The organism is Nocardia barduliensis, from assembly GCF_013315795.1.
GTDB classification, from domain to species: Bacteria; Actinomycetota; Actinomycetes; order Mycobacteriales; family Mycobacteriaceae; genus Nocardia; species Nocardia barduliensis.
Genome location: NZ_JABLTE010000047.1, coordinates 18,732 through 37,782 on the forward strand (window position 1 = coordinate 18,732; position 19,051 = coordinate 37,782).

The window sequence follows — 19,051 nt, forward strand, 5'->3', positions numbered from 1 at the left end:
GCAGGATGGAAGGCGTGACCAAGTCAGTTCTCCGCGTCGTACCCGTGCTCGGGGTTGCGCTGCTTGCGGCCGGGGCGAGCGCGCTCGGGCCGTCGGCGGCGTCCGCCGCGTCCCCGGCCGCCGCGATCGCCGGACCGCACGAAGACCATCCGATCCCGCACAATCGATCCGGCCCCAAGGGCGACAGCCAGCGGCCGGAGGAATCCGCTGAGCGGTCGGGGAAGATCTACACCAATTGCGACCAGGTGCGCGCGGAGGGCGCCGGGCCGCTGTACCGCGGGCAGCCCGGCTGGAACGCGCATCTGGATCGCGACGGCAACGGGATCGCCTGCGACTAGCGCAGCGCCTGGAAGGTCAGGATCGTCGCGCCGATGCGGATCTGATCGCCGTCGGCCAGCAGCGCGCCGCTGTCGATCGGATCGTCGTTGACGAAGACGCCGTTGGCCGAGTGCAGATCCTTGATGAGCAGACCGGCGCGGCTCGGCATGATGTGCGCGTGGTAGCGGCTCGCCCGCGGATCGTCCAGCACCAGGTCGTTGTCGGTCATCCGGCCGATCCGCAGACCGCCCTGGGCGATCGCCACCGCACGACCGTCCGGCAGGCGCAGCTGACCGCTGCGCACGGCGCGCGGCATCTCGGTGACCGTCTCGGTCATCGCCGCGGCCAAGCGCTCGACCTGACGGAGTTCGACCGTGCTCAGCGGCTCCTGCCGCAGCACGCGCTGTTCCAGATCGACCAGCGCCGGTCCCGGGTCGATGCCCAGTTCGTCGGCGAGCACCCCGCGCACCTTCCGGCATGCCTCCAGCGCGTCCGCCTGGCGGCCGGACAGATACAGCGCGGTGATCAACTGTCCCCACAGCGGTTCGCGCAGCGGGTGCTCGGCGGTCATCGCCACCAGCTCGCCGATCACGGAGGACGCGCGCCCGCAGGCGATCTCGGCGTCGATCCGGGCCGAGGCGGCCAGCAGCCGCTCCTCGTCCATGGCGGTGGCGAAGCCGTCGGCGAATTGCAAACCGGCCAGATCGGCCAGCGCCCGGCCGCTCCACTCGCGCAGCGCGGAGCCGAACAACTGCGCCGCCCCTGCGTGATCGCCCGCCTCCGCCGCGCGCGTGCCCGCGTCCCGGGCCGCCTCGAAACGTCCCAGGTCGCAAGCGGTCTCGTCGATCTCCAGCCGATAGCCCGAGGACTCGGTGCGCAGCACCGTCGCCGGATCGACCCCGGAATTGCGCAGCGCCTTGCGGATATTCGAGACGAAGACCTGCAGGCTCGCGGCATAGGAGTCGGGTGGTTCCTCGTTCCACACCAGGTCGGCGAGCGCGGCCGACGACACCGCACGCCGCCGATTCACCGTGAGCGCGGCGAGCAGAGCTCGCGGTTTGGGCCCGCCGACGGCCACCGGTTCACCACCGACGAGCAGTCGAACGGGCCCGAGCACGCGCACATCCAGACTCATGTGCACCAAGCCCCTGACGGGTGTACCAGGGTCAGGCGCTGATCGAGCGTCCGGCGGAGTGCAGGTCGTTGCACGCCTCGACCACCCGCGCCGCCATCGAGGCCTCGGCCTTCTTCAGGTAGCTGCGCGGGTCGTAGGCCTTCTTGTTGCCCACTTCGCCGTCGATCTTCAGCACGCCGTCGTAGCTGGCGAACATGTGCCCGGCGACCGGCCGCGTGAACGCGTACTGGGTGTCGGTGTCGACGTTCATCTTGACCACGCCGAAGCGCAGCGCGTCCTCGATCTCGGACTTCAGCGAGCCGGAACCGCCGTGGAAGACGAAGTCGAACGGCTGCGCGTCGGCGGCGAGGCCGAGCTTGGCCGCGGCGACGCGCTGGCCTTCGGCGAGCACTTCGGGCTTGAGCACGACGTTGCCCGGCTTGTACACCCCGTGCACGTTGCCGAAGGTGGCCGCGAGCAGGTACTTGCCGTTCTCGCCCGCGCCGAGCGCGTCGATGGTCTTCTCGAAGTCCTCCGGCGAGGTGTAGAGCTTCTCGTTTATCTCGGCTTCGACGCCGTCCTCTTCACCGCCGACGACACCGATCTCGACCTCGAGAATGATGTTCGCCGCGTGCGTGGCCTTGAGCAGTTCCTTCGCGATCTCGAGGTTCTCGTCGATCGGGATCGCGGAGCCGTCCCACATGTGCGACTGGAACAGCGGGTTCTGCCCGGCGTTGACCCGCTCCTGGGAGATGGCCAGCAGCGGCCGGACGAAGGTGTCCAGCTTGTCCTTGGGGCAGTGGTCGGTGTGCAGCGCGATGGTCACGTCGTACCTGGCCGCGACCACGTGCGCGAACTCGGCCAGCGCGACCGCGCCGGTGACCATGTCCTTCACACCCTGGCCGGAACCGAATTCCGCGCCGCCGGTGGAGAACTGGATGATGCCGTCGCTGCCCGCGTCCGCGAAACCCTTGATGGCCGCGTTGATCGTCTCCGACGACGTGCAGTTGATGGCCGGGAAGGCGAAGGAGTTGGCTTTGGCCCGACCGAGCATCTCGGCGTAGACCTCCGGAGTCGCGATGGGCACAGTAAGACCTCCGTGTTGTGCGGCAAAGACCTATTTTGTCAGCCCTTACCCTAAGGCAGCAGTGTTTCGCCTGGTATGCAGGGAGGCCGTGCACAGGTGACCCACCGGTAATTTTGCGCACAGCGCGAGCATTTTCCGGCGGAGCCGGTACTGTGGGGCCGGTAATTTGCGCTGGCAGCTTCCGACGCGGTGGCAAGCGAATGCAAGCCAGCCGTATCGGGACAGGAGGCCACGTGATTCTGCAGGCAGCGACAGAATCGGTGACGAGCAACCTCGCGCTTACCGAGTTGCTCGATCCGATGCACCTGCTCACGGAGACGTGGCTGAAGAACGCGGTGCTGCCGGCGATCTTGGTGATCGTCTTCATCGAAACCGGTCTGCTGTTCCCCATCCTGCCCGGCGACTCGCTGCTTTTCACCGGCGGCCTGCTCGCCGCGCAGCCGAATCCGCCGGTGTCGATCTGGGTGCTTGTGCCCGCCACCGTGTTGGTCGCCTTCGCGGGCGACCAGTGCGCCTACTGGATCGGACGGGCCATCGGGCCCGCGCTGTTCAACAAAGAGGACACCCGCTTCTTCAAGAAGCACTACGTCACCGAGACGCACGAATTCTTCGAGAAGCACGGGCCGAAAACGATCATCCTGGCCCGGTTCGTGCCGATCGTGCGCACCTTCATGCCGGTGCTGGCGGGCGTCTCCAAGATGGACTACCGCAAGTACGTCGCGTTCGACGTCGTCGGCGCGCTGCTCTGGGGTGGCGGCGTCACGGTGCTCGGCTACTTCCTGGGCAACGTCGCGTTCATCCGAGACCACGTCGAGGCGATCTTCCTGCTCATCGTCTTCGTGTCGATCCTGCCCGGCATCAGCGCGGTGGCGAAGAAGCTGATGAGCCGGCGCGGCGGCCCGGCGGCCGAGGAGCCGGCCGAGGCCGAGCTGACCGTGTCGACCAGCGAGCCCACCCGCTGAGCCGGTGCGGACCGAATCGTCGCCCCTAGCCCTGGGCAGTTTCGATCCTCTGCTGTCGGCGGGCCCCGCGCTCGTCTGGACAGTGGTGCTGACTTTCGTCTTCCTCGAATGCGCCGTGATCCTCGGGTTGTTCCTGCCCGGGGACTCGATGCTCATCACCGCGGGCATCGTGATGGCGTCGCACGCCTCCGGTGAGGCGCACGTGTGGGCGCTGTCGCTGGGCGCGATGGTCGCGGCCATCGCGGGCAACCAGGTCGGCTACGTGATCGGGCACCGCACGGGGCAACACCTGGTCGCGCGGAAGAACGGCAGATACATCAACGTCCGCAACCTGCAGCGCGTCGCGGAATTGCTGCACCGGCACGGATTCGTCGCGGTGTTGATCGCCCGCTGGATTCCCTGGGTGCGTACGCTGTGCCCGTCCGTCGCGGGCGCCGCGCGGATGGACCACCGCAAGTTCACCGTGGCCAGCACCATCGGCGCGATCGTCTGGGCGCCGGTGCTGTTGCTCATCGGCTACTACGCGGGCAGCTTCCTGCAGCGCGTGCCCTGGCTGATGCCGATCGTGATCGGCACGCTGGTGGTGGGACTGATCATCGGGACGGCGCTCGGCGTGCGGCACTACCGCCAGGAGATGTCCCAGCCCGCCGAGGACTTCACGCTGGAGACCAGCCCGAGCGTGATGCTGGACTCGGAGAGCTGACCCAGCTCACAGGCCTGCGGCGCTGACCTGGAAGGCGGCCTCCATGAGCAGCCAGCCGGACAACTGCACGCTCATATCGCGTTCGGGCACTTTCGAAGGGACCACCGAGCCGCCTGCGGTGAAATGACCGGCTCCCGCACTGCCGCCGGGCAGTTGCGCGGGTTTGCTCCAGTCGTGGCCGAACAGCGGCTCACCCTCCACCTGGAGCCGGTTCGCCCAGGCAGCCGCGGCGGACGCGTGGACGATCGCGGCGGCCGCCTTGCGGTCGGCGACCTGTTCGGCGTCCTCACCGGGCAGCATCACCGCAACCAGGGCGAGATAGCGGGCCAGGATGCCGTTGAACAGGCCCCCGTCGCCGCCACCGCCGCCGTTGACGACACCGCCGGTGGTCATGTGCTGCTCGACGGCCGCCAGCAGCCGATGCACGCGTTCGGTGTGCCTGGGCTCGCCGGTCTGCACAGCCAGTTCGGTCTCCAAGGCGAGCACCACGCCCTGGCAGTAGGTGAACACGGGACGTTCGATCGCACCGGAGGGCAGATGGATGCCGTCCAGGATCAAACCGGTCTCCGGATCGCGCAGCGTCGCGTCCAACCAGTCCGCCATCTCCTGGGCGCGCTGGATCCGCCCGAGCCGCAGCAGCGCGATCGCGGCGGGACCGTTCGCGGGCGCGTTGAAGTAGTCCGAGCCGATGCGCCAGGGCAGACCGCCGCCGACCTGCGGCTGCCAGCCGTCGTGCAGTGCCTTCTCCAGCGCCGCCAAGGCGCTGCGCACGTCGGCGCCCTGGGTGCGCTCGGCGCGTTCCAGGGCGATGGCGAGCCACGCCATGTCGTCGTAGTACCGGTTGGTCCAGCCGGTGATGTTGCGGATGCGGTGCGAGCGCGCCAGCGCGGCGATGCGCCTGCGGCGCTGCGGAGTCGGCGCCCGGTTCGCCGCGTCGATCGCGCAATCGATGAGATGCGACTGCCACCAGTAGTGCCAGGAGCCGAAGACCCGCTCGCGCCTGGTGGCCGGCCAGCCGACCACGCCCAGTTCCGTGCCCGGCAGCGCCCACAGCGCCCGCAGGTGCCGCGAGACGACCGCCGACTCGGCCATGTCGGCTCGTTCGGACCACAGCGTCGCGGGCGCGACGCCATCCCGGCCCGCCGACGCGCGGCCGGCCGGCGGACGCGGTGCCGCGGAGCCCTTTTCGGCGTGCTCCGCGCGCGGCACCTCGATATCGTCGCTCCGCGAGGTCATAGGTCAATGGTGCCAGGCCAGAACGGATTTACGCGCCCGATTTGTTACGAAAGCGATGTGAAATCGTGCCGGTGCGCTCCGGCACAGGAAGATCTCCTGTTCACACGGCCGACGAGTTCGTCCGTGGACTCACCACGCCTCGGTCAGATCGGCGTGTTGCCGGACCCAGGTGTGCATGGCGATCCCCGCGGCCACGCCGGCGTTGATACTGCGCGTGGAGCCGAACTGCGCGATCGATACCGTCATGGCGGCGGCCTGCTTGGCGTGGTCGGTGACGCCGGGCCCTTCCTGGCCGAACAGCAGCAGGCACGCGCGCGGCAGCGAGACCGTCTCCAGCGGGACCGAGCCGGGCACGTTGTCCACGGCGACCACCGTCAGCCCGGCGCGCTCGCTGAACGCCAGCAGCTCGCCGATCTCGGCATGGTGACGAATGTGCTGGTAGCGGTCGGTCACCATGGCACCGCGGCGATTCCAGCGCCGCCTGCCGACGATGTGCACGGCCGCGGCGGCGAAGGCGTTGGCGGTGCGGACCACCGTGCCGATGTTGGCGTCGTGCCCGAAATTCTCGATCGCGACGTGGAAGGGGTGCCTGCGCCGGTCGATGTCGGCGACGATGGCCTCGCGGCTCCAGTACCGGTACGCGTCCACCACGTTGCGGCGATCGCCACCGGCCAGCAACTCCGGGTCCAGGCGCGGGTCATCCGGCGGCGGCTCGGCGTGCTCGCTCGCCCAGGGGCCGACGCCGTTCGGGTGCTCGCCCCACTCCGTCGGCCCGGGTAGGTCCTGCTCCGCCGCGTCCGGCACTGGATGACTCACCCCGACGATGCTAATTCCGGCCGCCGCGCAGGCGCCGGGTGGCTCAGTAGCTCGACGAACTGCCCGCGAACGCGCCGACCAGGCCGAGCACCACGAACAACGCGACGAACAGCAGACTCAAACACATCAGCGCGGTCGCGATGATGCCGCAGATGTACCCCGCGTTGACGTTCCCCCTGCCGCCGATCGTTCCGCCGGAGGAATCGATCTCGTTGAGCGCCCGCTTGCCCATCACCCAGGCGAAGGGTCCCATGATCTGGCACAGCACAAGGCTCAGGATGCCCAGGATGAGGATGGTGGTGGCTTGCGGATGGTCCGTGGGTCCGTAGGCGCCATAGGCTGGGTAGCCGTACGGCGGCTGCTGCGGCGGGTAGCTCATCAGCAGGATCGTAGTGGGTGTGGCCCGCTACACCACACTTACGGCGGACAGCTCCCTCGAATCCCGAAATCTCCGCGACGACCATGGAATTTATGACCGAGACACACGCCGAACCGACCCTCGTGCTCGACCCGCCGCACACGGCCGAACCGCGGGAGCACGTGCTGCGCACGGTGTTGCTCGCGCCGGTGCGCGCGCGGTTCTGGAAGGAACTGGTCTATCTACTCACGGTTTTCGTGCTCGGCTGCGTGGCCGTCGCCTATTTGTTCTTCGGCTTCGGGGGCGGGTTGTATCTCGCCATCACTATCGTCGGCCTGCCGGTCCTTGCATTGGTGCTGCTCGGTGGACGGGTATGGGGCCGCGTCTACCGCGCGCTGGGCAAGGACCTGCTCGGTGTCGCCGTCACGCCGCCCGCGCCCTTCGCGCCCGCGCCCGGCCTGATCGGATTTCTCAGAAGCGCTTTCACCGATCGGGTGAGCTGGCGTGTGGCGGCGTTCCTGCTGGCCCAGGCCGTGCTCGGCGTCGCGGTCGGATACCTGGTGCTCGTCGCGGTCGCGATGACGATGTTCACCGCGGTCTCGCCGCTGCCGTGGGCGCTGATCCACCCGACCAACGTCGACGACAACGGTGTCGAGCACCGGTCCATGGTCCAATTCGGCGATTTCTATCTCGACAGCTGGCCGAAGGTGCTCGGGTTCGCGCTGATCGGCGTGCTGGGCTGCCTGGCGCTGCCCTGGCCGGTGCGCGCGGTCTGCTGGTTGCACCGGCTGCTGACCATCGCCCTGCTCGGCGCGACGGCTCACGACCGCCGGGTGACCGAGCTGCAGGAGAGCAGGCGCACCGCGGTCGAGGACGCCGCCGCGACGCTGCGCAGACTGGAACGCGACCTGCACGACGGCACGCAGGCGCGACTGGTCACCATCGCGATGGCGCTGGGCCGGGCCGAGGACCGGCTCGCGGCAGGCGCGGACCCCGGCGACTTGATCGCGGACGCGCACGCGAGCTCGAAGGAGGCGCTGACCGAACTGCGCGAGCTGGTGCGCGGAATCCACCCGCCCGCATTGGAATTGGGACTCGAACCGGCCCTGGAGACGTTGACGGCGCGCTGCTCGGTGCCGGTGCAGCTGCGGGTGCGCCTGCCGGAACGACCGAGCCCCGCCATCGAGGCGATCGCGTACTTCTCGGTGGCCGAGCTGCTGACGAACGTGGTGCGGCACGCGAACGCCACCGGCGCGTGGGTCTCGGTGCTGCCGGGCGACCGGCGAACCATCGTGGTGACGGTGCGCGACAACGGAATCGGCGGCGTGGTGGCGCCCGTGGACGGCGCGCTCGGCGCGGGGAGCGGGTTGTCCGGCCTCGCGGCGCGGGCCCGCACCGTCGACGGGACGCTGACCGTGCGGAGCCCGGCGGGCGGACCGACCGTGGTGACCATCCTGCTGCCGCTGGCGGGGTCGCGATGAGCGACGGACTGCGCATCGTGATCGCCGAGGACAGCGCCATCCTGCGCGACGGGCTCGCCGGGCTGCTCATCGAACGCGGCCACGAGGTGGTCGCCATGGTCGGCGACGCGACCACCCTCGCCGACGTGGTCGGCACGCACCATCCCGACGTCGCCGTGGTGGACGTGCGAATGCCCCCGAGTTACACCGACGAGGGGTTGCTCGCCGCCATCGAGCTGCGCCGCAAATACCCGTTGACCGGCGTGCTGGTGTTCTCGCAATGGGTCGAGACCCGCTACGCCACCGAACTGCTGGCCGGCGGCGCCGGCGGCGTCGGCTACTTGCTCAAGGACCGGGTCGCCGACGTACGGGACTTCGTGGACGCGCTGCACCGCGTGGCGACCGGCGGCACCGCGCTCGACCCGGAGGTGGTGAGCCAGCTGATGGGCGCCTCGCGTCAGCAGGATTCGCTGGCCCGCCTCACCCCGCGCGAACGCGAGGTGCTCGAGCTGATGGCCCAGGGGCTGTCCAACAACGCCATCGCCGCGGCCCTGACCGTCACCGAACGCGCGGTGGAGAAGCACATCGGCAATATCTTCCTCAAGCTCGACCTGCCGCCCTCGGAGGCCCACCACCGCCGTGTGCTCGCGGTTTTGCGACTCAAGGGCTGACGAGGCTGTGGTTTGCCGGGCTGCTGTGCCAGACTGGCCGCAACGCGGTATCCGTGTGGGGAGGGGAGGAAGCGATGACCGTCGACGTGAACTGGCCTGATCATCTGCTGACCCTGGAGGACTGGAGCGCGCTGCCGGAGGACAGCAGCCGTAATTACGAGCTCGTCGAGGGGGTTCTGGTCGTGTCACCGAAACCGGTGTCGCAACATCAGCGCGCGATCTTGCGGCTGGGCGCGCAGTTGGAACCGCAACTGCCCGGCACCCTCGGCGTGCTGGCCGATACCGAAGTGTTGATCGACGCAGGCCCCCTGCCGACAGTGCGGGTGCCGGACATCCTCGTGGTGCCCGAAGCGGGCATCGAGGCCAATCTGCCGCGCTATAAGGCGGCCGACGTGCTGCTCGCCGTGGAAGTTCTGTCGCCGGGTTCGCGGCGTACCGACCGCGTGACGAAGTTCTTCGAGTACGCCGAGGCCGGTATCGAGTACTACTGGCTGATCGACCTCGACAAGCCCACAAGCCTTGCCGCCTACCACCTCATCGACCGGGACTACGAACTGGTCGCCGAACAGGCCGGCACAGTGACACTCGACATCGCCGGAACCCCGATTACGGTCGATCTCGCCGCGCTGACCAGCAGCCGCGTACGCTCATAGCGCCGCACCACCGGCTACGCCGGGCCTATCCTTGAGTTCTGGCACTCGGGGTGGAGGCTGGCTTGGAACACGAGCGTATATTGCGCACGGTGCTCGGGGTGACCGCCGGGTATCTGATCCTGCTCGCGTTGTGGCTGGGCTGGGTGGTGCATCGCACGCCGCCGGGGACCGTGCCGTATCAGATCGTGGCGTTGGTCGGGTTGTTCGGCTCGTGTGTCGGCATCGGGATGATGCTGGCCGCCCGGCCGTCCAAGGCGGATCGCCGACTGTGGCGCAACGGCTTGGAGGGGTGGGCGACCGTGGAGGGCGTGCATCCGCTACAGCGCACCGACCATCACACCGAACTCACCGAGCTGGATCTGGAACTGACCGTGCCCGGATCGGAAAGTTACCGGGGCACCGTCGTTTTCGATGCCACCCCGGCCGACAAACCCCGGCTCGCGGTCGGCGAGATCCTCTCCATCCGCGTCGACCCGGCGAACCGGGATCGCATCATTCTGGTGCTGTGATCACCGGCTTGACGTGCGCTTTCGGGTCGGCGAGCAGGTACTGCGCGGCCGCGTAGGTCGCCAGGATCACGCCTTCGGTCACCCGGCGGGCTCGCTGACCGCGCGCGAACAACCGCCGCAGCACGATGAGCCCGTCCGAGACGGTGAACAGCAGCGCGCCGATGCCGAGGCGACTACGCGGATCCGCGCCCGGGACATTCACGCCCGCAATGTTTTTCGTGACGGGCGCCAGCGCGGGGTCGGACGCCAGCACGGCCGCGGCGCCCAAGGTGACGCCGTAGGCGGTCAACGGTGCGGCCACCGACGGCGCCTTGCTGCGTAGCAATCCGGCCGCGCCCAGCCAAGCGGCCAGCCGCGGGATGGCGACCCCGGCCGTTGGCCTGCCACCCATCCGCCACCACAGCGTGGCGTAACCCGTCTGCATCAGCGCGAACGACGACGCGCCCGCGATCAACCTGCGATCGTCGTCCGGGTCGATGAGCAGGATGTCGCCTACCGTGGCCGCGCCGAGCGAACCGATCAGAACGGTGCGCTCGCTGGACGGCAGTTCCCTGCCCTCGGTCACCACGTCGGCCGCCAGCAGCGGCATCAGCAGCGGCTTCGCGATCCACTGCGCCTTCTCCCGCCCGGTGACGGCGCCGTAGACGGTGACCGCCGCCGCCGCGAGATAACCGGCTCGGAACGGGCGCATCGGCTAGAAACTCGGTTCGGTGGGCGCGGGGGGCAGCGTGACGACCTGGCCCGCGTAACTCAGGCCCGCGCCGAAGCCGAGCAGCAGCGCCGTCTGGCCGCCCTTCGCCTTGCCGGTGACCAGCATCTCCTCGATGGCGAGCGGAATCGACGCGGCCGAAGTGTTGCCGGTGTTCTCGATGTCGTTGGCCATCGGGATCTCGTCGGCCAGGCCGAGGTTCTTCTTCATCAGCTCGTTGATCCTGGCGTTGGCCTGATGCGGGACGAAGACCTCGATGTCCTCCTTGGCCACGCCGGACACCTCGAGCGCGGTGGACAGCGCGCGCGGCAGGGTGACCGCGGCCCAGCGGAACACGCGCGGGCCTTCCATCCGCAGCGACATCCGGCCGACCGGGTCCACCGCCGGGTCCAGACCCTGCATGGCCTGGGCGCGCTGCATGTACTCCAGGAAGTCGATGTCCTGCATGATCGCGGCGGCGTTCTCGCCGTCGCTGCCCCAGACGGTCGGGGAGATGCCGTTCTCGTCGCTCGGGCCGACCACCACCGCGCCCGCGCCGTCACCGAAGATCATCGCGGTGCCGCGGTCGGTGGGATCGAGCCCAACGGTCATCGTCTCCGCCCCGATGAGCAGGACGTACTCGGCGGAGCCGGACCGGATCATGTCGGCGGCCACACCGAGGCCGTATCCGAAGCCGCCGCAGCCGGAGGTCAGGTCGAAGGCGGGGACCCCGTTCATCCCGATGTCGTAGGCCACCTGCGGAGCACCGTGCGGGGTGAGGGTCAGCCAGCTGGACGTGGCCAGGATGACAGCGCCGATCTGTGACCGATCGACGCCGCTGTTGACGATCGCGCGCTCGCCCGCCGCCGCGGCGATCGACCGGAGCGTTTCGTCACCGCTGATCCAGCGCCGGTTGCGGACGCCGGTGCGCTCGTAGATCCACTCGTCGGTGGAATCCAGGACCTCGCAGACCTCGGCGTTGCTGACCAGGCGTTTGGGTCGGTAAGCGCCGATTCCGAGCATCGCAACGTTCTCGCGATTCCTGTTGACTGCAATGCTCACCACTGGGGACTCACACGACCCTTCACCATCGAAGTTAGATCCTCGTCCAGGCTATCCCAGGGCGAGATCCTTGAGGCCGAGGATCGACCGGTACTCCAGTCCCTCCGCGGCGATCACCTGGTCGGCGCCGGTTTCCCGGTCGACGACGGTGGCGACGCCGACCACGGTAGCGCCCGCCGCGCGCAGCGCTCGCACCGCGGTCAAGGGGGAGTTCCCAGTCGTGGTGGTGTCCTCCACGACCAGCACCCGCTTACCGGCGACGTCCGGGCCTTCGATCTGGCGCTGCATGCCGTGTGACTTGGCGGCCTTGCGCACCACGAACGCGTCGATCGGGCGGCCGGGCGCGTGCAGAACGGCCAGAGCCACCGGGTCGGCGCCCATGGTCAGGCCGCCGACAGCGTCGAAATCCCAGTCGGCCACGAGTTCGCGTAGCAGCTTGCCGATCAGCGGACCCGCGCCGTGGTGCAGGGTGGCGCGACGCAGGTCGACGTAGTAGTCGGCCTCCTTGCCCGAGGAGAGGGTCACGCGGCCGTGCACCACGGCGAGTTCGCGCACCAGGGCGGCCAACCTGTCCCTGTCGTTGGTTATCACGTCGATCATGTCTAAGTCCTTCCGCGTGCGTCGAACAGCCCGCGATTGAGCCGGGCCCCCAGGGTTCGCGGGATCATTCCGGCGACGGTGGTGAGCGCTTTGTACTGCATACCGGGCACGCTGAGCACCCGGCCCTTCTCCAGATCACGCAGTGAGCCGGCGACTACCCGGTCGACGCTCAGCCACAGCGCTCTCGGCAGCGAGGACATCTCGATGCCGGCTCGCTGATGGAATTCCGTGCGAACGAATCCCGGGCACAGGGCTTGGACCCGAACTCCGGTTCCGCCCAGTCCCCCTGCCAACCCTTCGGTGAAGGATACGACGTAGGCCTTGGACGCCGAATACGTCGACCCGCGTCCGGGGATCAAGCCTGCCACGCTGGCCACGTTGACGACGCAACCGTTCGCCGCGGCGATCATCGGCGGCAAGGCGGCCCTGGTGAGCCGCATCACCGACGTGACGTTGACGTCCAGTTGCGCTTGGAGCTGCTCGGGCGGCAGGGTCCAGAACTCGCCCGAGTGCGCGAAACCCGCGTTGTTGACCAGGAATTCGACCCCTTCGGCCAGCCGGGCCGCGACCTGCTCACGGTCTTGCGCCCGAGCCAGATCCGCGACGAGCAACTGCGAGCGAGTGCCGAAGCGATGCTCCAAGTCGGTCGCCAGGGCCGCGAGTCGCCGCTCGTCCCGGGCGGCCAGCACCAAGTCGTAGCCGAGGGAAGCCAGCCGAGTGGCGTAGCCGTGGCCGATACCCGAGGTCGGCCCGGTGATCAAGGCCACAGGGCGGGTAGCGCCGGGCAGCCTGGGATGTGGATGCTCGGTCATGACAGCGCGATCGATCGCAGTCGCGCGGACCCGACTGCGGTGGGCGCGCGGCCGGTCACTTCTGCACGGGTCCCTGATAGGGGCGGAATCCGGGATGGAACGGTCCGCCGGGCGGATCGGACTGCCGCCGCGGCGATTCGGCGTCCGGCCTGCCTTCGGCGGCACGCTCGTCGCGCTCATCCCGCGGCCGGGGCGGCTCGTCCTCGCGCACCCGGGCGCGCGCCTTCGGCACGACGGCGAGCGAGGGGCGGCGTGCGGGTTCCGACTCGTCGGGGCCGTCGTCGGCGTAGGAGTCCGCGCCGGGCCGTTCGTCGTCCTCGGCCTCCTTGCGCAGTCGCGGACGGTCGGCGTCGTCCTCGACGTCCCCGGCGTTCTCGCCGCGCTGCCGATCGCGCGGGCGCGGCCGGCTCGCGTCGTGCGCGCCCTCCGAGCGCGGCTCGCTGACCGGCGGCAGCACGTGCAGCAGGCCGGACAGGCGCAGCACCGCGTCGATCGCGCCTTCCCAGTCCTTCGAGGTGGTGCCGACCGACAGCATGCCCAGCGTCCAGTTACCCTCGCTCCAGAGCATCTGCACCGTGTCGGGCAGCGCCTCGATGAAGGCGACCATGCGCTGATCCACGGCGTGCCTTGCGATTTCGGGATTGGTCGCGAACACCACGCGATCACCGATGGCGCCGAGCAATTCCAGATCGTGGTCCTTGGGCGGAGCGGCCGTCTTCAGCCGCATGTCCACGTCGATGTCCGAGCCGATCTGGCGGCGCACCGCGACCAGCGTCGCGGCATCCTCCAGGTCGAACAGCACGAACTTCTCGCCCTTGCGTATGCCGGAGACCACGTCCACCGCGGAGAGATAGCCCAGTTTGGCCAGCGCGCCCCGCCGCCAAGTGGACGGCAGCGCGGGTTCCACGGACACGTAGGTATAGCCCTGCGACTTCGCCCAGACCTGTCGCGCGTGACCGGTCCGCTGCCGCTGGAGCCGATCGAAATACAGCAGCACGATCGCGCCCACGAGCGCGATCGCCGCCAACCCGAACCACATTGCCGTCATCGCCGCCTAGCCTAATAGGCCCGGCCGGACATGGTCCGTCATTACCCCCGCGCCAGGCCGAGCGAAAGACGAGCAGCCGTCGATCCGGCTTGACGGGCGGGTGCGCGCCGCGGCGGGCATCCGGCGCATGGCACCGCTCATCGTCCGCCGCCGGGCAGTGAGGTACCGATGATGATCTTGGCCTGAATCGAGCCGTCCGGCGCCTTGTCGCCCTGGATCAGCACGAGTTCGCCGGGGGCGAGATCGGACACCTTGCTGCCCGACAACGCGATCACCTGGGTGCTCGCGTCGGTGCGCACCGTGATGGTGTCGCCCGTCACCGAACTCACCGTCAAGGTGCCGCCGTCGTTGGCCGTGACGGTGCCCATGGTCGTGCCGAGCCCCTCCACATCGCCGAGGCCGGGCAGACCGGGCAGGCCGGGCAGCCCGCTGGGCGGGGTGGGCGGCGCGGTCCTGGTCCCGGGCAGGGACCTCGTCGTCACCGGCGCGGTCGAGGCCGCGGTGTCGGCCGAATCGGAATCGCCGCTGCCCAGCAGGACGCCGGCGACGACCCCGATCGCACCGATCAACAGCACGACGCCGAGGGCGAGGGCGATCCACAGACCGGTGTTGCGCCGGGGCGGTCGCGGCGGCCCACCGGGCGGTACCGCGCCGCCGGGCGGCGCAGCCGTCCCCTGCCACTGAGCGCCGCTGTTCTGGTAAGCCGCCCACTGGGAGTCGTAGGACGGGAACTCGCGCGTCGCGTTCGGCCCCGGCGGACCCCATGATCCGTACTGCTCCGTGGGCGGATACGCCGACGGAGCGCCGCTGCCGTACGCCTCCAGGTACTCCGTGGTGTGTGTCGGGTCCCCGTACCCGGACTTGCCCGGACCCAGGTGTTCGGTCGGCGCATCCTCCGGCCGCTGTCCCCATGGATCGTTCGGGTTGGTCATGGGTTCCAGCGTAGGCGCTGTCCCTTCCACCGTGCCCGCGCCTCCGGAACCGGTGCCGCCGACCCGACGAGGAAGCGGTCCGCTCCGGGCGCTACCCGGACCGGACCGCTTGCCGCGCACGGCGATGAGGCGGAAACGTCACCCCCGCACGGCACCGCCTCGGCTCATCGCCCGACGACCAGGCCGTCACCGTCGGGGCTGACGGTCACCTTGACGCTGTCGCCGTCGGAGATCTCGCCCGCGAGCAGCTCCTTGGCGAGGGTGTCGCCGATGGCCTGCTGGATCAGCCTGCGCAGCGGACGCGCGCCGTAGGCGGGATCGTAGCCGCGCACCGCCAGCCAGAACCGGGCCGAGTCGCTGACCTCCAGCTTCAGCCTGCGCTGCGCCAGCCGCTTCTGCAGCTGGTCGAGCTGGATGTCCACGATGCTCTCCAATTGCTCCTCGTCCAGCCGGTGGAACATCACCACGTCGTCGAGGCGGTTGAGGAACTCCGGCTTGAACGCCGAACGCACCGCGTTCATGACGAACTCGCGATCACCGCCCGCACCCAGGTTCGAGGTCAGGATGAGGATGGTGTTGCGGAAGTCCACCGTGCGGCCCTGGCTGTCGGTGAGCCTGCCCTCGTCGAGCACCTGCAACAGGATGTCGAACACGTCCGGGTGCGCCTTCTCGATCTCGTCGAACAGCACCACCGTGTAGGGCCTGCGCCGCACCGCCTCGGTGAGCTGACCGCCCTGGTCGTAACCGACGTACCCGGGCGGTGCGCCGACCAGCCGGGCCACCGAGTGCTTCTCGCTGTATTCGCTCATGTCGATGCGGACCATGGCGCGCTCGTCGTCGAACAGGAAGTCCGCCAACGCCTTCGCCAGCTCGGTCTTGCCGACGCCGGTCGGGCCGATGAACATGAACGAGCCGGTCGGACGGTTCGGATCGGCGACACCGGCGCGCGCCCGGCGCACCGCGTCCGACACCGCCTGCACCGCGTCGTTCTGACCGACCACGCGGCGGGCCAGCTCGTCCTCCATGCGCAGCAGCTTCTGCGTCTCCCCTTCCAGCATCCGGCCCACCGGGATGCCGGTCCACGAGGACACCACCTCGGCGATGTCGTCCGGACCGACCTCCTCCTTGAGCATGACCTCGCCGTCGCCCGCGCTGGCCGAAACCTTTTCGGCCTCGGCGAGCTGCTTCTCCAGGGCGGGGATGCGGCCGTAGCGCAGCTCGGCCGCCTTGCCCAGATCGCCGTCGCGCTCGGCCCGTTCGGATTCGCCGCGCAGCGCTTCCAGTTCTTCCTTGAGCGAGCGCACCTGGTCGATCGCGTTCTTCTCGTTCTGCCAGCGGGTGGTCAGCTGGTTGAGCTTCTCCCGGTCGTCGGCGAGTTCGGCGCGCAGCTTCTCCAGCCGTTGCTTGGAGGCCTCGTCGGTCTCCTTGGCGAGGGCGACCTCTTCGATCTCCAACCGGCGCACCGCGCGCTCCACCTCATCGATCTCTACCGGGCGGGAGTCGATCTCCATGCGCAACCGCGAAGCCGACTCGTCCACCAGGTCGATCGCCTTGTCCGGCAGGAAACGGGAGGTGATGTAGCGGTCCGACAGTGTGGCCGCGGCGACCAGCGCGGAGTCGGTGATGCGCACGCCGTGGTGTACCTCGTAGCGGTCCTTGATGCCGCGCAGGATGCCGATGGTGTCCTCCACCGACGGCTCGCCGACCAGCACCTGCTGGAAGCGCCGCTCCAGGGCGGCGTCCTTCTCGATGTGCTTGCGGTACTCGTCCAGCGTGGTCGCGCCGACCAGGCGCAACTCGCCGCGGGCCAGCATCGGCTTGATCATGTTGCCCGCGTCCATCGCCGATTCGCCGGTGGCGCCCGCGCCGACGATGGTGTGCAGTTCGTCGATGAAGGTGATGATCTGGCCCGCGCTGTTCTTGATGTCCTCCAGCACGGCCTTGAGCCGCTCCTCGAATTCGCCGCGGTACTTCGCGCCCGCGACCATCGCGCCGAGGTCCAGCGCGACGACGGACTTGCCGCGCAACGACTCCGGGACGTCGCCCGCCACGATGCGCTGGGCCAGGCCCTCGACGATCGCCGTCTTACCGACGCCCGGCTCACCGATCAGCACCGGGTTGTTCTTGGTGCGACGGCTCAGCACCTGGACCACCCGGCGGATCTCGGTGTCCCGGCCGATGACCGGATCCAGCTTGCCGGAGCGGGCGGCCGCGGTGAGATCGGTGGAGTACTTCTCCAGCGCCTGGTAGGTGCCCTCCGGATCGGGGCTGGTCACGCGGGCGCTGCCGCGCACGGCGGTGAACGCCGAACGCAGCGCGTCGGCGGTGGCACCGTACTTGGTGAGCAGCATCGTCACGTCGGAGTCGCCGTCGGCGAGACCCACCATCACGTGCTCGGTGGAGACGTACTCGTCGCCGAGTTCGGTGGCCAGGCGCTGCGCCGCGGTGATCGCGGCCAGCGCCTCCCGGCCCAGCTGCGGTGTGGTGGTGGCGCCGGTCGCCCGGGGCAGCCGGTCCACGATGTCCTGTGCCTCGCGCCGCACGATCGCCGGATCCGTTCCGACGGCCTTGAGCAAGGGCGCGGCGATGCCGTCGGTCTGATCCAGCAACGCCACCAGCAAGTGCGCCGGACGAATCTCCGGGTTGCCCGCGGCGGAGGCCGCCTGCAGGGCGGCCGTCAGAGCCGCCTGCGTCTTGGTGGTGGGATTGAACGAGTCCACGAGTCACCTTCCTACTAGTCGATTCGCACGGCGCCGGGCACGATCGCCGACCCGAAGCCCTCGCTTCGGCTCGGCCCTCGCTTCGACTCGGCGCCGTTCCATACCGTCCAACGTCCGAAAGGTTGAGTCTGTTCCGCTCAAGTTTGAAATTCTTCGCCGCGCCGGTACGACACCGCCGAATCGTGTCGAACGCTACGCCCCGACACCGGCGAATGCGACGATTCGCGACACCGCCGATGCGATGATTCCGCACGTCGGCGGGCTTCGGATGCCTACGATGACCACGGCCGTCACTTGTTGCATCACCCTTCAGCCCGAATCAAGGAGCGAATGGATGCGCGCGATCGTGGTACGGAAGTTCGGAGCGACGCCGGAACTGGCCGAGATGCCGATGCCCGAGCCGGGGCCGGGAGCCGTGCGGGTCCAACTCCAGGCGGCCGGGGTGAACCCCTTCGACCGGAAGGTGGCCTCCGGGATCCTGGACGGCAAACTCCCGCACGACTTTCCGATGATCCTCGGGGTGGACGGGGCGGGCACCGTCGCCACGCTCGGCGCGGGTGTCAGCCGCTTCGCCGTCGGCGACCGGGTGGTCGGCAAGTTCCTCACCCCGCCGGTCGGCCACGGCAGCTTCGCGGAGTACGCCGTACTGCCCGAAGGCGGCACGCTGGTGCCGATCCCACCGGGTGTGCCGACCGTCGCGGCCGCGGCCCTGCCGACCGCGGGCGTGACCGCGCAGGACCTGGTGGACGCCACGCACATCGAGCCCGGCCAGACGGTGCTGATCGTCGGCGCGACCGGCGGCGTCGGCTCCTTCCTGGTGCAACTGGCCAATATCGCGGGCGCGCACGTCATCGCGACGGCGCGCGGTAGCTCCGCCGATCAGATGACCCGCCTCGGCGCGGCCCAGACGGTGGACTACACCGCGGGTCCGGTGCGCGACCAGGTCGCCGCCGCGCACCCGGACGGCATCGACGTCCTGTTCGACCTGGTGAGTCCGCCGGAGGCGCTCGCGGAGCTGACCACGCTGGTCCGCGACGGCGGCACGGTCTACTCCACCACCTTCGCCGCCGACGAGGACGCGTTGCGGGCGCGGTCGATCAAGGGCGGCAACATCGAATCGCAGGGCAAGGCGCCCGAGTTGGCCCGGCTGATCCAGCGGGTCGCGGCCGGTGACGTGGTCGTGCCGATCGACGCGACCGTTCCGCTCGCACAGGCGCCCGCGGTGATCGGAGCGCCCGGCACGCGCGGCAAGACCGTGCTCGCCATCTGAGCCGGGCGGGGACCACCGCATCGGTTCCGCCG

The 19,051-nt window shown here is 69.4% G+C and carries 20 protein-coding genes; 8 read left to right on the plus strand and 12 right to left on the minus strand.

Annotated elements, in window-relative coordinates:
* Window positions 1–14: 14 nt before the first annotated feature.
* On the plus strand, window positions 15–338 hold the full coding sequence (locus HOV91_RS20865) for an excalibur calcium-binding domain-containing protein (protein WP_312884718.1): 324 nt from the start codon (window positions 15–17) through the stop codon (window positions 336–338).
* Here the strand turns inward: HOV91_RS20865 and HOV91_RS20870 are convergent.
* The gene (locus tag HOV91_RS20870) at window positions 335–1,453 is read right to left on the minus strand and encodes a BTAD domain-containing putative transcriptional regulator (protein ID WP_174187086.1); all 1,119 of its coding nucleotides are present in this window, start codon (window positions 1,451–1,453) and stop codon (window positions 335–337) included. The genes HOV91_RS20865 and HOV91_RS20870 overlap by 4 nt on opposite strands.
* A gap of 31 nt (window positions 1,454–1,484) precedes the next feature.
* Window positions 1,485–2,519 (minus strand): class II fructose-bisphosphate aldolase, encoded by a 1,035-nt coding sequence (gene fbaA / locus HOV91_RS20875; protein WP_174187087.1) that lies wholly within the window; start codon window positions 2,517–2,519, stop codon window positions 1,485–1,487.
* A 299-nt stretch (window positions 2,520–2,818) separates the two neighbouring features.
* On the opposite strand from fbaA, the gene HOV91_RS20880 reads away from it, so the two are divergent.
* On the plus strand, window positions 2,819–3,481 hold the full coding sequence (locus HOV91_RS20880; RefSeq protein ID WP_246350494.1) for a DedA family protein: 663 nt from the start codon (window positions 2,819–2,821) through the stop codon (window positions 3,479–3,481).
* Between the two features lie 4 nt (window positions 3,482–3,485).
* The gene (locus HOV91_RS20885; RefSeq protein ID WP_174187089.1) at window positions 3,486–4,184 is read left to right on the plus strand and encodes a DedA family protein; all 699 of its coding nucleotides are present in this window, start codon (window positions 3,486–3,488) and stop codon (window positions 4,182–4,184) included.
* Between the two features lie 6 nt (window positions 4,185–4,190).
* On the opposite strand, the gene HOV91_RS20890 is transcribed toward HOV91_RS20885, so the two are convergent.
* The 3 genes from HOV91_RS20890 to HOV91_RS20900 all read right to left on the minus strand — a co-directional run bounded on the left by HOV91_RS20890 (window position 4,191) and on the right by HOV91_RS20900 (window position 6,615).
* Entirely contained in the window at window positions 4,191–5,276 is a 1,086-nt protein-coding gene (locus tag HOV91_RS20890) for a glycoside hydrolase family 76 protein (protein WP_174187118.1), read from the minus strand.
* Between the two features lie 273 nt (window positions 5,277–5,549).
* The gene (locus HOV91_RS20895; RefSeq protein WP_174187090.1) at window positions 5,550–6,236 is read right to left on the minus strand and encodes a TrmH family RNA methyltransferase; all 687 of its coding nucleotides are present in this window, start codon (window positions 6,234–6,236) and stop codon (window positions 5,550–5,552) included.
* 43 nt (window positions 6,237–6,279) lie between these two features.
* Window positions 6,280–6,615 (minus strand): DUF4190 domain-containing protein, encoded by a 336-nt coding sequence (locus HOV91_RS20900; protein WP_174187091.1) that lies wholly within the window; start codon window positions 6,613–6,615, stop codon window positions 6,280–6,282.
* 92 nt (window positions 6,616–6,707) lie between these two features.
* Between HOV91_RS20900 and HOV91_RS20905 the strand changes: the two genes are divergently transcribed.
* The 4 genes from HOV91_RS20905 (at window position 6,708) to HOV91_RS20920 (ending at window position 9,887) form a co-directional block, all read left to right on the plus strand.
* The gene (locus HOV91_RS20905) at window positions 6,708–8,075 is read left to right on the plus strand and encodes a sensor histidine kinase (protein ID WP_174187092.1); all 1,368 of its coding nucleotides are present in this window, start codon (window positions 6,708–6,710) and stop codon (window positions 8,073–8,075) included.
* Window positions 8,072–8,725: a response regulator transcription factor gene (locus HOV91_RS20910; protein ID WP_174187093.1), complete on the plus strand. Its 654-nt coding sequence runs from the start codon at window positions 8,072–8,074 to the stop codon at window positions 8,723–8,725. The genes HOV91_RS20905 and HOV91_RS20910 overlap by 4 nt, the downstream gene beginning before the upstream one ends.
* 74 nt (window positions 8,726–8,799) lie before the next feature.
* Window positions 8,800–9,378, plus strand: coding sequence for a Uma2 family endonuclease (locus HOV91_RS20915; RefSeq protein ID WP_174187094.1), 579 nt, complete (start codon window positions 8,800–8,802; stop codon window positions 9,376–9,378).
* Between the two features lie 62 nt (window positions 9,379–9,440).
* Window positions 9,441–9,887, plus strand: coding sequence for a DUF3592 domain-containing protein (locus HOV91_RS20920; RefSeq protein ID WP_174187095.1), 447 nt, complete (start codon window positions 9,441–9,443; stop codon window positions 9,885–9,887).
* On the opposite strand, the gene HOV91_RS20925 is transcribed toward HOV91_RS20920, so the two are convergent.
* The 7 genes from HOV91_RS20925 to clpB form a co-directional block, all read right to left on the minus strand.
* Entirely contained in the window at window positions 9,871–10,578 is a 708-nt protein-coding gene (locus tag HOV91_RS20925) for a lysoplasmalogenase family protein (protein ID WP_174187096.1), read from the minus strand. The genes HOV91_RS20920 and HOV91_RS20925 overlap by 17 nt on opposite strands.
* 3 nt (window positions 10,579–10,581) lie before the next feature.
* Window positions 10,582–11,640, minus strand: a complete 1,059-nt coding sequence (locus HOV91_RS20930; RefSeq protein WP_174187097.1) for a beta-ketoacyl-ACP synthase 3 — start codon at window positions 11,638–11,640, stop codon at window positions 10,582–10,584.
* A 48-nt stretch (window positions 11,641–11,688) separates the two neighbouring features.
* Window positions 11,689–12,237, minus strand: a complete 549-nt coding sequence (gene pyrE / locus HOV91_RS20935) for an orotate phosphoribosyltransferase (protein WP_174187098.1) — start codon at window positions 12,235–12,237, stop codon at window positions 11,689–11,691.
* A 2-nt stretch (window positions 12,238–12,239) separates the two neighbouring features.
* Window positions 12,240–13,049, minus strand: a complete 810-nt coding sequence (locus HOV91_RS20940) for an SDR family NAD(P)-dependent oxidoreductase (protein WP_174187099.1) — start codon at window positions 13,047–13,049, stop codon at window positions 12,240–12,242.
* 55 nt (window positions 13,050–13,104) lie between these two features.
* Entirely contained in the window at window positions 13,105–14,097 is a 993-nt protein-coding gene (locus HOV91_RS20945; protein ID WP_438822681.1) for a TtfA family protein, read from the minus strand.
* A 137-nt stretch (window positions 14,098–14,234) separates the two neighbouring features.
* Entirely contained in the window at window positions 14,235–15,029 is a 795-nt protein-coding gene (locus tag HOV91_RS20950) for a DUF5666 domain-containing protein (protein WP_174187100.1), read from the minus strand.
* Window positions 15,030–15,193: 164 nt separating this feature from the next.
* A complete protein-coding gene (gene clpB, locus HOV91_RS20955; protein WP_174187101.1) occupies window positions 15,194–17,749 on the minus strand; it encodes an ATP-dependent chaperone ClpB in 2,556 nt (851 codons plus the stop codon).
* A gap of 334 nt (window positions 17,750–18,083) precedes the next feature.
* Here clpB and HOV91_RS20960 point away from each other — a divergent pair, with 334 nt between their 5' ends.
* Window positions 18,084–19,019 carry an NADP-dependent oxidoreductase gene (locus HOV91_RS20960; RefSeq protein WP_174187102.1) on the plus strand — a complete coding sequence of 312 codons (936 nt, stop codon included), beginning with the start codon at window positions 18,084–18,086 and terminating at the stop codon, window positions 19,017–19,019.
* Window positions 19,020–19,051: the final 32 nt, after the last annotated feature.